Origin of the sequence: Rhodococcus erythropolis NBRC 15567, assembly GCF_001552595.1 — a bacterium.
In the GTDB taxonomy this organism is placed as follows: Bacteria; Actinomycetota; Actinomycetes; order Mycobacteriales; family Mycobacteriaceae; genus Rhodococcus_F; species Rhodococcus_F erythropolis.
Genome location: NZ_BCRM01000036.1, coordinates 20925 through 36686, shown reverse-complemented (window position 1 = coordinate 36686; position 15762 = coordinate 20925). Strand labels below are relative to the sequence as shown.

General features: G+C 62.1%; 14 protein-coding genes and 1 tRNA gene. 9 read left to right on the top strand and 6 right to left on the bottom strand.

Annotation, left to right across the window (positions count from 1 at the left end; translation table 11 throughout):
• Window positions 1–52 precede the first annotated feature (52 nt).
• Entirely contained in the window at window positions 53–1258 is a 1206-nt protein-coding gene (locus RE4_RS28175; protein WP_060939768.1) for a PQQ-dependent sugar dehydrogenase, read from the top strand.
• Between the two features lie 3 nt (window positions 1259–1261).
• Here the strand turns inward: RE4_RS28175 and RE4_RS28170 are convergent, their stop codons facing one another.
• The 6 genes from RE4_RS28170 to RE4_RS28145 all read right to left on the bottom strand — a co-directional run bounded on the left by RE4_RS28170 (window position 1262) and on the right by RE4_RS28145 (window position 7357).
• A complete protein-coding gene (locus RE4_RS28170) occupies window positions 1262–2149 on the bottom strand; it encodes a cyclase family protein (protein WP_060939767.1) in 888 nt (295 codons plus the stop codon).
• The gene (locus tag RE4_RS28165; RefSeq protein ID WP_060939766.1) at window positions 2149–3729 is read right to left on the bottom strand and encodes an SLC13 family permease; all 1581 of its coding nucleotides are present in this window, start codon (window positions 3727–3729) and stop codon (window positions 2149–2151) included. Before RE4_RS28165 ends, RE4_RS28170 begins: the two co-directional genes overlap by 1 nt.
• A 78-nt stretch (window positions 3730–3807) precedes the next feature.
• Window positions 3808–4464 (bottom strand): hypothetical protein, encoded by a 657-nt coding sequence (locus tag RE4_RS28160; RefSeq protein WP_024487329.1) that lies wholly within the window; start codon window positions 4462–4464, stop codon window positions 3808–3810.
• A 239-nt stretch (window positions 4465–4703) separates the two neighbouring features.
• Complete coding sequence (locus RE4_RS28155; protein ID WP_020970292.1) at window positions 4704–5684, bottom strand: ribose-phosphate diphosphokinase; 981 nt, start codon at window positions 5682–5684, stop codon at window positions 4704–4706.
• 72 nt (window positions 5685–5756) lie between these two features.
• Window positions 5757–7208: a bifunctional UDP-N-acetylglucosamine diphosphorylase/glucosamine-1-phosphate N-acetyltransferase GlmU gene (gene glmU, locus RE4_RS28150; protein ID WP_019744653.1), complete on the bottom strand. Its 1452-nt coding sequence runs from the start codon at window positions 7206–7208 to the stop codon at window positions 5757–5759.
• A gap of 78 nt (window positions 7209–7286) precedes the next feature.
• Window positions 7287–7357 (bottom strand) — tRNA-Gln (locus RE4_RS28145).
• A 154-nt stretch (window positions 7358–7511) separates the two neighbouring features.
• Here RE4_RS28145 and RE4_RS28140 point away from each other — a divergent pair.
• The 8 genes from RE4_RS28140 to RE4_RS28105 all read left to right on the top strand — a co-directional run bounded on the left by RE4_RS28140 (window position 7512) and on the right by RE4_RS28105 (window position 15678).
• Window positions 7512–8165 carry a TetR/AcrR family transcriptional regulator gene (locus RE4_RS28140; RefSeq protein ID WP_019744652.1) on the top strand — a complete coding sequence of 218 codons (654 nt, stop codon included), beginning with the start codon at window positions 7512–7514 and terminating at the stop codon, window positions 8163–8165.
• Between the two features lie 189 nt (window positions 8166–8354).
• The gene (locus RE4_RS28135) at window positions 8355–8996 is read left to right on the top strand and encodes a ScbR family autoregulator-binding transcription factor (protein WP_003946317.1); all 642 of its coding nucleotides are present in this window, start codon (window positions 8355–8357) and stop codon (window positions 8994–8996) included.
• A gap of 286 nt (window positions 8997–9282) precedes the next feature.
• The gene (locus RE4_RS28130; RefSeq protein WP_060939765.1) at window positions 9283–9729 is read left to right on the top strand and encodes a holo-ACP synthase; all 447 of its coding nucleotides are present in this window, start codon (window positions 9283–9285) and stop codon (window positions 9727–9729) included.
• Window positions 9722–9964, top strand: a complete 243-nt coding sequence (locus RE4_RS28125; protein WP_003946296.1) for an acyl carrier protein — start codon at window positions 9722–9724, stop codon at window positions 9962–9964. Before RE4_RS28130 ends, RE4_RS28125 begins: the two co-directional genes overlap by 8 nt.
• A complete protein-coding gene (locus tag RE4_RS28120) occupies window positions 9961–11151 on the top strand; it encodes an acyl-CoA dehydrogenase family protein (RefSeq protein WP_047888907.1) in 1191 nt (396 codons plus the stop codon). Before RE4_RS28125 ends, RE4_RS28120 begins: the two co-directional genes overlap by 4 nt.
• Complete coding sequence (locus RE4_RS28115; protein ID WP_060939764.1) at window positions 11148–12104, top strand: amino acid--[acyl-carrier-protein] ligase; 957 nt, start codon at window positions 11148–11150, stop codon at window positions 12102–12104. Before RE4_RS28120 ends, RE4_RS28115 begins: the two co-directional genes overlap by 4 nt.
• Complete coding sequence (locus tag RE4_RS28110) at window positions 12104–13090, top strand: DUF1839 family protein (RefSeq protein ID WP_060939763.1); 987 nt, start codon at window positions 12104–12106, stop codon at window positions 13088–13090. Before RE4_RS28115 ends, RE4_RS28110 begins: the two co-directional genes overlap by 1 nt.
• A gap of 2 nt (window positions 13091–13092) precedes the next feature.
• Window positions 13093–15678, top strand: a complete 2586-nt coding sequence (locus RE4_RS28105) for a glycosyl hydrolase 2 galactose-binding domain-containing protein (protein ID WP_060939762.1) — start codon at window positions 13093–13095, stop codon at window positions 15676–15678.
• Window positions 15679–15762: the final 84 nt, after the last annotated feature.

Here is a 15762-nt window from a genome sequence, read left to right as displayed (position 1 = left end):
GTTTGTCTGTTTATAGTGAGGCGCAGAACGGTTTCCGACCCGAGGAGAACGCGTGCGTCATCCGAAGCTCGCCGCATTGACCGTGGCCCTGACTGCAGTACTGGTGATGCCGGTAACGCAGAGCGTGGCTCAACCCTTTCCCTTCGACCCCGGCAGTTTCGGCAACGGAAGCACCGGATCGCTGGGCGGTGACGACCCGGACATCCCCATCGAGAACACCCTCCCGCAGCTGTCGGTCACCACACTCGTCGACGGACTCGACCACCCCTGGGACGTCGTGGCAGCCCCGGACGGCGCGATCCTGACGGGACAACGGTCCGGCGGATTCTTCGTTCGCCGAGGCGACAACACGACAGGTCCAGTCTCTGCTGACCTTTCGGATCTCTACGCTCAGTCCGAAACCGGGCTCATGGGCATCGCGCTTGCCCGTGACTTCGCTCAGTCGCGCACCCTCTACACCTGCCAGGGATTCAGCGCTGGGGGAGTCACGGACGTTCGAGTGATCTCGTGGACCGTCGACGCCGGATGGACCGCCCTCACTCGAACCGGAACCGTATTGCCAGGAATCCCGGTCTCGTCCGGGCGTCACGGGGGTTGCCGAATTCTGGCGGCCCAGGACGGAACGCTGTTCGTCGGGACGGGTGACACCGCGACGCCGAGCGTTCCGCAGGATCCGAATTCGCTGGGCGGCAAGGTCTTGCACATCAACGCCGACGGATCTCCAGCAGGGGGGAATCCGAATGCAGGCAGCCCCGTCTACACGCTCGGGCATCGCAACGTCCAAGGCTTGGCCGTGCAACCTGGAACCGGCCGGGTCTACTCGGTTGAACAGGGCACAAGCGTCGACGACGAAGTCAATCTGCTTACCCCCGGCGGAAATTACGGCTACCGCCCGGATCGGCTTCCCGGAACGTACGACGAATCCGTGCCGATGACCGATCCGGTGCGAGTGCCGGGAGCAATTGCGGCGGTGTGGCGTTCGGGTAGCTCCACGTTGGCTACCGCCAGCGCTGCCTTCACGGGCGGAGCCGCGTGGGGTGCCTGGGACGGTGCGCTCGTAATAGGTGGTCTCAAGAGCAAGGAACTGATTTTCCTCCGCCTCAGTGCCGACGGACGCTCGGTCGACGCGCAGACCTTCGGATTGGTGAACCAGTTCGGGCGCTTGCGCTCGGTGACTCCGACGCCGGACGGCTCGCTCCTGGTGACCACCGACAACGGAGCAGGCGACAAGGTGCTGCGGGTGACGCCAACGCCCTGATCTTCAATACCAGGCGATGACCCGGCACGGACCACCCGAACCACCCGCATGCGTCGGCGCTCCCACCATCACCGTGGCGCCGACGGCCGGAAGTGCGGACAGGTTCGCGAGGGCTTCGACTGCGTACTTTCCTGAGCCCAAAGCGCTTCGGTGAGCCCCGTGGGTGGTGCTTCGGCCCGCGTCGATGCTGAGAGTGTCAGAACCCACGGCCACTATGTTGCGCTCGCAGACGAGAAAGTCGATCGCTTCGGGGGCGAATCCCGGAGTGTGTTGCACGCCGTGTACATCTCGATTCGTGAAGGCTCCGCCGGCACCGGCCCGGGTATCCCAGCCCGAGTTCATCGCCACCAGGCTGCGAGGAGAGATCGTCCCGTGGACGGCTTCCCAATCGAGGATGTTCTGGCGGGTGAGCAACGCGTCAGGGTCGACGGAAGCTCGGGCGCTGATATCGACGACCGCAATCGGTACGACGAGGTCGGCGACCGGAATCTTCTCGACGGTGATTCCGTCCGCACTGGCGTGCGCGGGCGCGTCGATGTGCGTACCGGTGTGTTCCTCGAGGCGGAGTTCGTTGAGGTAGAAGTTTCCGCCGAAACCAGAGGACCCGAGCGAGCCCATGGACCCGCCGGCGTCGGCGATCTTCGCCAGGTTCCTCATCTCGAACGAGCGCGCGCCCGGCCACACCGGGAAATCCGGCGTCAGTACATGGGTCAGATCGACGATGGTCCGACCCGATGGCGCTGCCGACGCGATGGGCTGCACCGCGCCGGCCACGACGGTCGCACCGAGCGCAGTAGTGCCGAGCGCCGCGAACATCGATCGTCGGCTGACTTTCCTGCCCTCTCGTCCGATCGATTCGTAGACCTCCGACAACACCTTCGGTGAGCACATCAGAAACTCCAGATCACTGGGATCAACACCGTCGCAACTACCAGGAACCACAACAACATCGGGAGTCCGAGCTTCCAGTAGTCGCCGAACTTGTATCCGCCAGGTCCCATCACCATCATGTTCGCGGGAGTGGCGACGGGTGTCAGGAAGGAGGCTGCGGCAGCGACAGTCACCGTCATCAGAAGGGGCACCACCGAGATATCGAGTTCGCTGGCGACCGAGATGGCGATCGGCGTGATGATCAGCGCGGTCGCGGTGTTGCTGATCAGCTGACCCAGCGTCGCCGTCACGACGAAGAGTCCGGCGACGACGACATACGGGCTTGCACCACCGACGACGTCGACGAAGGCATGAGCGAGTTTCTCGGCTGCGCCGGTCTGCTGGATCGCGGTCGAGAGCGGGATCATTCCGCCGACGAGAATCAACGTGGTCCACGAGATGGACCGATGCGCTTGCTCCACGCTGATCACTCGTAACAAAACCATCGCACACGCCGCGAGGAGTCCGGCTATCGCCGACGGCACCAATCCGAAGGTCAGCAACACGACCATCGCCGCGACGACGACGAGGGCGATGACCGCGCGAGTTCCCAACGGCGCTGCCTGCTTACGGATCTGACCAGGTGCGTCGACCACGAGGACATTCGGATCGACCGCGGTGTGGGTGTCGAGATCGTCCCAGTTGCCTTGCAGGAGGAGCGTGTCACCTGCCGCCAACTTGACGCCCTTCGGGCCGCAGTCCTCACCGGCACGCTGGACCGCGAGGATCACCAGATCGCCACTGTCGGTCACCATGCCGGGAAAAGCCCTGTCGCCGATCATTTCCGAGCGCGGCGGGATTATCACTTCGACCACACCGTCGTGCTTGGTGATCAAGGGCTCTGCGGACGGCGCATCCTTGCCCATCAACTGATACTGCTTCGCGAGGGTCTTGGCATGCCGGCTCAGGTCAGGCGACATCGACGTCCCCGCACGATGGGGGAGGACGTGAGGACCGAGAAGTACGGCGATCGCGATCGTTCCCAAAACGAGCGGCGCGCCGACCAAGGTGAAACTGAAGAACCCGAAAGCACCGGCCCCGGATTCCTCGGCGGCTTCGGAAACGATGATGTTGACCGGTGTTCCGGTCAAGGTGAGCATCGAACCGGCATGGGCGGCAAATGCCAACGGCAGAAGCAGTTGTGACGTCGACTTACCGAGACGCACTGCCAAGACGACCACCATCGGCACCAGCGCGGCTACGGCTCCGTTGACGCTGATCAATGCGGTCAACGCGGCAACCAGCAACATGATCGCACTCAAGAGGCGGACACGGGATTCGCCGACTTTCGCCAGTAGTTTCTCGCCCGCCCACGTGGTGACACCGGTGGCGTCGAGGGCTTCGCTGACGACGAAGAGCGCGGCGATGAACACCACCGTGGGATCGCCGAATCCGGCAAGCGCCTGCTCCATCGTGATGACACCGGTGGCGTAGAGCGCCAGGGCAGTGCCGATCGCGATGATGCCGACCGGGATTCGGCCGAACACGAACAGCGCCACGACCAGTGCAAGCACGACAAAGGTGATGGTGATGTCATTCACGATTCGTAAAGGTACCTGCTCATACAGAACGGCCCCGTCTCGCAAGGGAGACGGGGCCGTGGGACGGACGCGAAGGAATTAGTTGGAGGCGGCGATGCGAGCCTTCTCGAGAGCGGCCAGCGTGCGAAGAACCGTGGCCTTCTGCTTGTTGAGATCGCTCAGTCGCGCGCGCGCCGGCAACCCTTGTGCGAGTTCGGCGACCTTGATCTGCTCGTCGATCGAGCCGAGCTGATCGAGAAGCCCTAGGACGCGAGCCTGGAGCGTATCGATGTCCACGGTGTCCGTCTTGACCGGAGCGGCAACGCGCGTCGCTGTGCCCGTGCTGGCGGGGCGGGAAGCCCGTGCGGGTGACGTGTCGGCGACAACCGTTGCGGCACGGGGCCGAATTGCCTTGCGAACGGCGGCCGCATCGGGAAGGACGTCCATGCGGATCTCGTTCAGAACTCGGCGAGCCTCGCGAGCGTTGACGCGGTACTCGCGCTCTTCGTCGTCGTCGGACTGCAGCGTGCCGCCGAGCGGGCGCAGACCGTACATACCGAGGAAGCGCTTCGCGTCGTCGATGATGCCTTCGTTTTCACGACATTTTCCACAGCGGGGTTCGTTGCGGAACATGTCCACGGAGTTGTCGTCTCCGCACCAGACACAAGATCCTGGGCGCCACCGCCGGATCGTCGGAACTGATGAATTCAGGGAATGAGATTCGGGCCGGGATTCCAGGGTTTGCGCGTCGATCACGACGAGCCACACTAGGCGAAGATTGCGGCGCGGTGAACACCGCCCCAACATCGACCTGGGTTTCTGGTCGTGGGCGTGATCAAGATCATGCTGAATGCCGCATTCGGTGGTATTCGTGTGTCCCACAGGTGGTTTCATGGTGACCGGGTGGTCTGTTTCTATGGTGTTCACGAAGACGACGACGGGCGCGTACCAGTGACCGTGAAGTCACAGGTACGCGCCCGTAGAGCAGCGTGAGACTAGGCGCTGCCGTTGAACAGCGAAGTCACAGAACCGTTCTCGAAAACTTCCTTGATGGTGCGAGCCAGCAGCGGTGCGATGGACAGCACCGTCAGCGTCGGGAACTTCTTCGACTCGTCGATCGGAAGTGTATTGGTGACAACAACTTCCTTTGCGCCACACGTCGACAGACGCTCGGCAGCAGGGTCGGAGAGGACGCCGTGGGTTGCAGCGATGACGACGTCACCCGCTCCGGCCTCCTTGAGTACCTTGACCGCGCCGGCGATGGTTCCGCCGGTGTCGATCATGTCGTCGATCAGGATGCAGGTGCGACCTTCGACATCACCGACGACGCGGTTGGATTTGACCTGGTTGGGTACCAAGGGATCGCGCGTCTTGTGAATGAACGCCAGCGGCGCTCCGCCGAGCGAGTCGGCCCATTTCTCGGCGACACGAACGCGGCCCGAGTCGGGGGAGACCACCGTGATGTTCTCGAGGTTGTAGCCCGCGCGAATATGGTTGGCCAACTGGCTGTGTGCGTGCATGTGATCGACGGGGCCGTCGAAAAAGCCCTGGATCTGATCGGTATGAAGGTCGACCGTGATGATGCGATCGGCGCCGGCAGTCTTGAGCAGGTCAGCGATCAGGCGAGCGGAGATCGGCTCGCGTCCGCGGTGCTTCTTGTCCTGGCGGGCGTACGGGTAGAACGGAAGAACGGCAGTGATGCGCTTTGCCGATCCACGCTTGAGAGCGTCGATCATGATGAGCTGCTCCATCACCCACGTGTTCAGCGGTGCCGGATGACTCTGCAGGACGAACGCGTCGGAGCCGCGAACCGACTCTTCGAATCGAACGAAGATCTCACCGTTCGCGAAGTCACGCGCGGTCTGCGGGGTGACGCTGATGTCGAGTTCCTTCGCCACCTGCTCCGCCAACTCGGGATGTGCGCGACCCGAGAACAACATCAGGTTCTTCTGGTTGTCGATCCAATTCGCAGTCACTGGTTCATGCCATCCTTTTGTACTTGCCGGTCGATCTGGTGGTGATCTGTGCTGTCAGGTAGTGCAGGGCTGTCAGGTTGTTGCAGGGCCGTCAGGTTGTGCAGCTGCTGCTGCAGCATCGGCCGCGGGCGTGCCGGGACGATTCTTCTGGACCCAGCCCTCGATGTTGCGCTGCAAACCACCGGAGACGGCAAGCGCCCCTGGCGGTACGTCGTTTCGCAGAACGGTTCCGGCCCCGGTATATGCGCCGTCACCAACGGTGAGCGGGGCGACGAACATCGTGTCGGAACCGGTTCGCACATGCGACCCCACCACAGTACGGCTCTTGTTCACGCCGTCGTAATTGACGAAGACGCTCGAAGCCCCGATGTTGCTGTGATGGCCGATGGTGGCGTCGCCGACGTAGGTAAGATGCGGAATCTTCGAATGCTCGCCGATGTCCGCGTTCTTCGTTTCCACGTATGCGCCGATCTTCCCGTGGTCACCGAGGCGTGTAGCCGGCCGCAGGTAGGCGAAAGGACCGACGGTCGCGTCGGCTCCGATTACGGAGTCGGTCCCGTGGGAGCGGACGACTTGCGCGCGCTCCCCGACGCTCACGTTGTCCAAGGTGGTGTCGGGGCCGATCACGGCGTCCTCGCCCACCGACGTTGTGCCGGTCAACTGAACTCCGGGCAGGAGCGTCACGTCCTGTGCGATGTGCACGCCGCAATCGATCCACGTGCTCGCCGGATCGACGACGGTGACGCCGGCACGCATCCACGTCTCGAGGATCCGACGGTTCATCTCGCGGGCGAGCGTCGAGAGCTGCACGCGGTCGTTGGCGCCCGCGACGAGAACCGAATCCGCGATGTGCTGCGCGCGAACACGCTTGCCCGCGCGACGGGCGATCATGATCACATCGGTGAGATAGAACTCGTGCTGTGCGTTGTTGGAGTCGAGAGACGCCAGCGCATCGCGCAGAGTCTCGAAGTCGAAGGCGTAGACACCTGAATTGACCTCGGTGATCGAGCGCTGCGAATCGGTGGCTTCCTTCTCTTCGACGATGGCGTTGACTTCGCCGTCCGTCGTGCGAAGGATCCGTCCGTAGCCGGTGGGGTCGAGGGCAGTCGACGTCAACACCGTGACCGCAGCCGCGGGGGCGGCAGTGTGCTGAGCGAGGAGGTCTGCGATGGTCTTGCCGTCGAGCAGCGGCACGTCGGCGGCCGTCACGAGTACGGTTCCGGCGAAGTCCGCCGGCAGACCCTCGAGTCCGCAACTGACGGCGTGCCCGGTGCCCTTCTGCTCGTCCTGAACGGCGACGGTGACGGGCCGGCCCAGTTCACCCGCGACTGCGTTGACTGCTTCGGTGACACGCTCACGATCGTGACCGACGACGGTAACCAGGTGCGTGGGGTTCAGTGAGGTTGCCGCGTGAAGCGAATGTGCCAGCATGCTGCGTCCGGCAAGAGTGTGGAGGACCTTGGGAGTCTTCGACTTCATTCGTGTACCGGCACCCGCTGCGAGAACGATCACGGCGGTCTGCACTGGTTTGAGCTCCCTCTGTCGATCAAACTGTCGATCAAGACACGCATTTCCGCTCGGAAAATGCATGTTGTTCACCAGCTCCGCCGCCAGGACTCGAACCTGAACTATCTGAACCAAAATCAGAGGTGCTGCCATTACACCACGGCGGATTGCCACGCATTGCCGAGCCTTGCGGCCGAACGCGCGCAAGAATAATCGCATGCCGACCCGCCGTAGGTCGAACCGCTCCTCTGATTGGGTCCCCGAAGTCCCGATAGGCTGAGCGTCCACAGCAGTAATTTGTGTGTCGGCGAGAGGAAGACAATGGCGGCGGTGTCCGGTTCGGGTGGCGGGGATCCAGTTCCCGAACGAGTGACACGGATCCGGATGACCGGTACCCAACGTCGGCAACAACTGATCGAGATCGGGCGGGCATTGTTCGCCGAACGGGGATACGAAGCGACGTCGATCGAGGAGATCGCCCAGCGAGCAAACGTGTCCAAGCCGGTCGTGTACGAGCACTTCGGAGGCAAGGAGGGGCTGTACGCCGTAGTAGTGGACCGGGAGATGTCGCGACTCCTCGAGATGATCACGTCGTCGCTCTCGCAAAATCGCTCGAGAGTTCGAGTCGAGCGGGTTGCGTTGGCTTTGCTCACCTACGTGGAAGAGCACACTGACGGATTTCGGATACTCGTGCGCGATTCGTCCGTCGTCGCGCCCAGTGGGACGTATTCGAGCTTGCTCAACGATGCGATCAGTCAGGTGGGCTACCTGCTTGCGGGGGACTTCTCCAGACGCGGTTTCGACCCCGGACTAGCAACGATGTACGCACAGGCGCTTGTCGGCATGGTGTCCACTACGGCTACTTGGTGGCTCGACGAACGGACTCCGTCGAAGGAAGTTGTCGCCGCTCACCTCGTGAATTTGTGTTGGAATGGGCTGACGAATCTGGAAGCCGACCCACAATTGGAGGGTTAACCAGGCGCGCCTGCCGCGCAGAGATGGATCGCGGTCTAAGCTGTGTTCGCTGTATCACGATCGTTTGATGGGCAAATGTCTCATTTGTTTGCAGGGTGGGTTGAATGCCGAACCGTGCCTTCCATTTTGACGCTGTGAACGGGTAAGACCAAGGATTCGTTCGATGTGTGGTGATTGGAGGCCGGATCGATGGTGAGGCAAGAACGGGCAGAAGCCACCCGTGATTCGGTGCTGCGCGGAGCAGCGGGTGTGTTCTTGCGCCTGGGTTATGCCAATGCCAGCTTGAGCGAGATCATCGCTGAGTCGCAGGTGACCAAAGGCGCGCTGTACTTCCATTTCGGGTCCAAGGAAGAACTCGCGCGGGCGGTGATCGACGAGGGTTCGGCGCGTTTCGACGCAAAATGTGAGCTCTGGTTGGACCGTCGCACTCCCGCACTCGAGTCGCTGATCGGTATTTCGTCGGTCATCGTCGACATCGGTGCGCATGACGCCATGGTTAGAGCGACGTTCCGCTTGTTGGTCGAGATCGGGGACTATCGGGGCTCCGGGCCGGCGACTCTGGACGTGTGGCTCGACATTTACCGTGAACTTGCCAGCCGTGCGGCAGACGAAGGTGATCTGCGTTCGGACGCGGATTCTGCTGACATCGCTCGTTTCCTGTTGGAAGTGGCGTCCGGAGTTCGGCTGATGGCAGCCGCGACCGGGACCGTTCGTGAGCTTTCGGACTCCATGAAGGCATCGTGGAACCTGATACTTCCGATCGTGGTCCCGGAATCGAAAGTGGAGTACTTCAGGCAATTCGCGGCCCGCCGCCTTGCCAGCGATCACTGAAATCACTGGCTCTCCGTACTGCTCCTTTGGTCAGTTTGCTGCAAATGTCCTGGTAGCGACATTGTTCTCTTTGTTCTGCATTCGAAACAAACTAAGAGTATGTTTATAGTGTGGATGGGAATCTGGAAGTCTGATCTTGCCCATCATCTTCGGATTGCGGTATGTTCTACCGGTAGCTGAAGAATTGCTGAGAATGAAGGTTTGTCAGGGCAGGGTGACGGCGTCGGCGCACCGGGCAGCATAGGGGGCTGCCCGGCGTGTACGACCCCAGATGGGGAGTCAACAGATGGGTGACACTGCGCCGACGCCGATGCTCGATATCGGCCCGCGGATCGGCTGTGACGTAGTGAACGTCGTAGATGTCACTCGAAGTATCGAACTCTTCGGGCGGAGGTATCTCGATCGGACCTTCACCCCGCACGAATTGCAGACGTGCGCCGGGCCGGCACGGGATCAACGATTGGCTGCACGCTTCGCCGCCAAAGAGGCTGTTGTGAAGGTACTGCGGCCCGGTGACGTCCCCGTTCCGTGGAATTCCATCGAAATCACTCGGGCCGAGTGGGGTGGCTGTGGGGTGACGCTGTCCGGTAATGCCGCGGAACTCGCGCAGGCCCAGGATCTGCACGATTTTCAAGTATCTATCTCGCACGAAGCGGACGTGGCCATCGCAATGGTGATCGCAACACGCTCGGGCGCTCGCATCGAAAAGAAGGACGACATCGCTGATGATTGATCAGGCAATTCGGAAAGTGCTCGTCGAGCACGGTCGGCTGGCAGTCGACGTGAGCACGATCGATGGAGAGGCCGATCTTTACGAGTTGGGTTTGACGTCGCACGCGAGCGTGAATGTCATGTTAGCGCTGGAGGATTCGTTCGACATCGAGTTTCCTGACGAGTTGTTGCGGAAGAGTACTTTCGCAAGCGTCAAGGCGATCGAGGGTGCGTTGACGGAGTTGGGTGCTGCATGAACGCTCCGCAATCGCAGTGCGCCACCGGGACGGCCCTCGAGCGGGCCACACGGTTGGCCGACGAAGTTGCAGCGGCGTGGGCCGACGAAGTCGATGCCGAGGCAAGGTTTCCGCGTGAAGCTGTCGACGCCATGCGAAGCGAACGGCTGCTGTCCGTAGCTGTGCCGAGGGAACTAGGCGGCGAAGGACTCTCGCTGCAGGAAGTGTCGCAGATCGCCCGTGTGATCGGAACACGCTGTGCAGCAAGCGGAATGATTTTCGCGATGCATCAGACGCAAATCTACTCGTTGGTCAAGCACGGCAACACCGAAGCGCTACGCGGGTTTGTCGAAGAAACGGTCGACAAGCAACTGCTGTTGGCATCGGCAACCACTGAGCTGGGAATCGGTGGTGACGTCAGCCGGAGTTACTGCGCGGTCGAAGACTTGGGCGGTCATCTGCTGTTGATCAAGAACGCGCCTGTCATTTCGTACGGCGAACACTCCGACGCGATAGTCGTGACGGCTCGGCGAACCCCGGAGAGTCAGCCGAACGATCAGGTTCTCGTTGTGTGTCGTACCCCAGACCTGACGCTCGAACGCACCACCGAGTGGAACACGCTGGGACTCAGGGGAACTTGCAGTCTTGGTTACATCCTTCGGGCCACCTCGACGCCCGAGATGGTCGCCGACGTACCGTATTCCGATATCTCCACCCATACGATGCTTCCGGTCTCGCACGTCGTCTGGAGCTCGGTGTGGTTGGGAATTGCCGACGCTGCAGTCGAGAAGGCACGCAAGTACGTGCGTGCCGCCGCCCGCAAGCAGCCCGGAGTCACTTCCCCCGGAGCGCTGCGGCTCGCCGAAGTTGCTGCTTCGGCACAACAATTCGCCGATCTCGTCGACGCCTCTGCACGCAGGTACGACCGCGCAGTCCACGCTGCGGAAGGCGCCGCCGATTTCGAGGCGACGGGAGCGGTGGGCTTTTCGCTCGCGATGAACAACCTGAAAGTCACAGCCTCCACCGCGGTGGTGGAAATCGTGGGGCAGACAATGCTGATCTGTGGCATCTCGGGATATCGCGAGGACACCGAATTTTCACTCGGTCGGCACCTTCGTGACGCGCACGGCGCAGCGGTGATGGTGAACAACGATCGAATCATGGCAGGTTCAGCGCACATGGCTATCGGATACCGGGGAACGCTATGACGACGGAGAATGTGACAACCGAGACTGTGACAGGCGAGACCGATCTGGATCGGGCTCGGGCTGCATTTCAACGCGAACTGCTCGTCGAAGGACTACTCGTCGAGACAGAGGTACCGGGACTCTACGGGCGTTCCGGCGTGTTCGAGGACATCGTCGACGGTATCGACCGAGTGGTGGTTGCAGCGGGGCCAGGCGACGCCGCGACTCGGCTGCGGTTCCCGCCGGTGTTCCCGCGTAGCAGTTTCGAGCGCACCGACTACATCGCTTCGTTTCCCAACCTCACCGGCGCCATCAACACCTTCGCTGGTTCCAATCGCGATCACGCGCGACTGCTGGCCGATCGCGCCGACGGACAATCGTGGGATCGCCACCTCGAGCCGACCGAGACCATGCTCGTCTCCGCAGCGTGCCATCCTGCCTATGCGCGATACACCGGAGTTCTCCCCGAAGGCGGGGTACTGCTGGACATCTACGGTTTTTGCTTCCGGCACGAACCGGCGATCGATCCGGCTCGCATGCAAGCGTTTCGGATGCACGAGTTCGTGACGATCGGTGACGCCGCGGCAGCGCGAGCGCATCGCGAGCACTGGATCGAGCGGGGGCTCGAGGTGCTCGGCCGGCTCCAACTCGACGCCACCCCGGTGATTGCCAATGATCCTTTCTTCGGACGCGCCGGAAAGATGCTTGCAGCTAACCAGCGTGAAGAGAATCTCAAGACGGAACTGACGGTTCGGCTCTACGGAGATCTCGACGAGGGCACGGCGATCGTGTCCTCGAACAACCATCTCGACCATTTCGGTGTCAACTTCGACATCCGAACGGCGGAGGGGGAGGTGGCGCACAGCTCGTGCGTCGGCTTCGGGATGGAGCGAATCGCGTTGTCCTTGTTGCGGACTCATGGTCTTGATGTGGCTGCGTGGCCAACCTCCGTACGCGAACGAATGGGCATCTGATGTCCCGGCTCATCGACATTTCACCTGATCGCTACCAACCCCATTCGTTGCACCAGGACGACCGGGTGTGGGCGCAGACCAACTGCTATACGGATCTGTGGATCGAAGTGTTGCATTCGCTGGGATTGGACCCCGTCCCGGCGCTGGCATGTGCCTTCTCATCGCGGTTCGACGGGACTCAGTGGACGTTCCTCAAGCTCAAGGCCGAGGACATCTACGCGCTGTACGGAATCGAAGTCGCCGAGATGAACGTCTGGCGGGCCCCGCTGATCCATGTCGAGGACAACCTCGCGGTTGGGATGCTGTCGACGGTTGAAGTCGACGGATACTGGCTTCCCGACACTCTTGGAACGAGTTATCACGAGGGGCACACCAAGACCACGATCGTGCCCAATCGGATCGATCGCGTTGCCGGCGAGCTTGAATACTTCCACAACAGCGGGTACTACGTGCTGCGAGGCGACGATTTCTCCGGTGTCTTCGATCTCGATCGTTGCTCACTTCCTTCGTTCGTGCCCTACGTCGAACAGATCAGGTTGAATCCGGTTCACGCGACCAACGCCGGAAACATCGCCGAAGTGGCTCGGCGGAACGTAGCGGTTCGAGCGGCGGGTAATCCCGTGCGAGAGCTGGGACGCCGGGTGATCGACGACCTCGAATGGGTGCAGGGGGCGGGCATGGATGCCTTTCACCTCTGGTCCTTCGGGCTACTTCGTCAGTGCGGTGCCAGCGCGGAGTTGGCAGCCGACGCCAGCGAGTTTTTGGACACTGCAGGTTTCTCCGGGACAGGCGAAGCTGCGCCAGATTTCCGAAAAGTGGCGTCCGGGGCCAAGAGCGTGCAGTTTCAGATGGCGCGTGCCTCCAGGGGCCGCGCGGTGGACCCGCGTGAACAACTCGACGAGATGGCCGTGTCGTGGAAGAGGGCGATGGAAGTCGTTGCCGACACAGTCGGCGTCGACTCGCATCGACACTTGAGGTTGGTCTAACAGTGCCTCGTTCGTCAGCAGACCTGCTGGCCGGCGCGATATGGCGATGCGCTGCAACCGAACCCGGATCCATATCTGATCCGGATGCCCTCGAAACCGTGACCGAGTGGGTCGCAGCGTCTGTGCCTGGGACAGTCATTGGTGCGATACAGGCGGCGCAAACGGACGCCGGACGCACGAAGTCCGTTGCATCGTCGTCGGTTTCATCATCGTCTGTTTCATCATCGGACTGGTGGTTCGTGACTACCGTGGCCACGACCGGTGAGGGGTCGTGGCTGCTCCAGTTCGACGGTGTGACGGCGTTTGCCGATGTCTGGATCGGCGGCGTCCATGTCGCGTCCACTGAATCCATGTTCACACCTGGGGAAGTGAGCATTCCGGCCGTAGTCGGCGCTGGTAAACGCGTCCAGGTCGCTATTCATTTTCATTCTCTGTCCGCGATTCTGAGATCGAGGCGTCCTCGAGGACGTTGGCGCTCGTCGATGGTCCGTGAACAGGGTCTTCGGTGGATCCGAACCACGATGCTCGGTATGGCTCCCGTATTCAGTGGCGTTCCGGTACCGGTGGGACCGTGGCGGGGTATCCGGTTGTTGGACAAGGGAGTTGCCGCCGTAGTCTCGGCTGTCAAGCACGCGAGTGTTGACGGCACAACCGGTCACGTTGCCGTCAGCGCTCGGCTCACCGGATTGCCGGCCTCGCTGGAGTACGTGACCGTGCGCGTCGGCGAACACTCGCGACAATTGGCTGTAATTGCCGGACCGGACGGATTCCTCGAGGTGTCCGGCGTCGTCGAAGTGCCGGACGCGCAGTTGTGGTGGCCGCACACTCATGGCGCTCCTCGCACGTATCCGGTGACGATAGAAACGGTCGGAGTCTCCGAGCATCTCGGTTCAGTGGGCTTCCGGACGGTGGAGGCCGACAGATCCGATGGTGGATTCCGTTTGAATGTCAACGGCATCCGGGTGTACTGCCGTGGTTCGGTGTGGGTGCCGACCGACCCGATCTCGCTTCAAGACGACGCCGGCACCACTCGTGTCTTGGAACGCCTGGCTGAGGCGGGCCTGAACATGATTCGAATCCCAGGGACGATGGTCTACGAGAGCGACCACTTCTGGGAGGAATGCGCGCGACTGGGCATTCTCGTGTGGCAGGACATGATGTTGGCGACTCTTGATCCGCCCGACACCGACGAATTCTTCGAACTCGTTGCAGCAGAGGTCACCGCGTTCTTGCACAGAGTGCGTGGAAATCCCGCTTTGGCAGTCTTCTGCGGCGGCAGCGAGACCGAACAGCAGCCGACCATGCTGGGCTTGGTCGATCAACACATCCCGCTCATTCATTCGAGACTGCCGGAGCTGATCTCGGCGGTGGCACCTGAACTCGAATACGTGACGTCGTCGCCCTCGGCGCCTCGCGGGGGAGAGCAATTGGCAACGCATGTCGGAAGCGGGGTCGCCCACTACTTCGGGGTGGGTGCCTATCGTCGTCCACTGGCCGACGTGCTCAGCGCGCGAGTACGTTTTGCGACCGAATCACTGGCATTTTCGATTCCACCGTCGAATGCCGTGATCGAGAACGAATTCGGTTCGCTCGCCGTCGCAGGGCACCACCCGGCATGGAAAGCCGCGGTGCCGCGGGACAACGGATCGTCGTGGGATTTCGAGGATGTTCGGGATCACTACGTCCACGCGCTTTTCGGCGAAGACGCTCGTGAAGTCCGGTGGTCCGACCCGGAACGCTATCTCGACCTGGGGCGAGCAGCCGTATGTGAGGCGTTCGCCTCGACGCTCGGCTATTGGCGTCGCCCGGATTCTCGGTGCGACGGCGCCTTGACACTCGCACTGCGAGACCTGGAGCCCGGGCCGGGATGGGGGGTCCTCGATTGGAGCGGCAGCCCCAAGGCTCCGTGGTTCGTGCTCCGTAGGAGCGCCAAACCGATCGCGCTCCTCGTCACGGACGACGGTATGGACGGATTGAGGCTCGACGCGATCAACGAGACTGCCGAACCTGTCGTCGGCGAGATCAGGTTTCGAGCGCACAGTCGGTCAGGTGTCGTCCCAGTCGACGTCGCGCTACCGGTCAAGGTGGAATCGCACTCGAGTCTGACCTGGTCCGTGGACAGCCTTGTCGGCCGTTTCACCGACCTCACTCACGTCTTTCAGTTCGGGGCGCGGACATACGACGCCGTCACCGTCACGCTCGAAGACGAAGACGGCGAGATGGTGGACGAAGTGGTGCACCTCCTGGGGAGTCCGGCACGGCCCCTCGAGCGGTCGGTCGGACTTGTCGCCACGGCGCGCAACGTCGGCGACGAAGAGTGGGTAGTCGACGTCTCGACGGATGCTTCCGCCCAATACGTTGCCCTCGAACTGCAGGGCTTCGAGCCCGAAGACTCCTGGTTCCACCTCGCGCCGAACGGTCGCAGGACTGTACGTCTACGGAGAACCAGCCAGGCAACGAAGGTAATCGGCCGGGTTCGGGCGCTCAACTCTCACACCAGCGTGGCCGTGGCACCGCCGAGCGCCCCGGCCACCCGATCTTCACCGGCCAAGCGGACGACGAAGAAGCCGAGCGTTACGGGAAACTGAACGGATCGGACTGCGCTGCGAGATCGCGCACCGATAGAATCGAACCGGCGCACAACTCTGCCTCGGTGGAGATCTTGCGCTCGG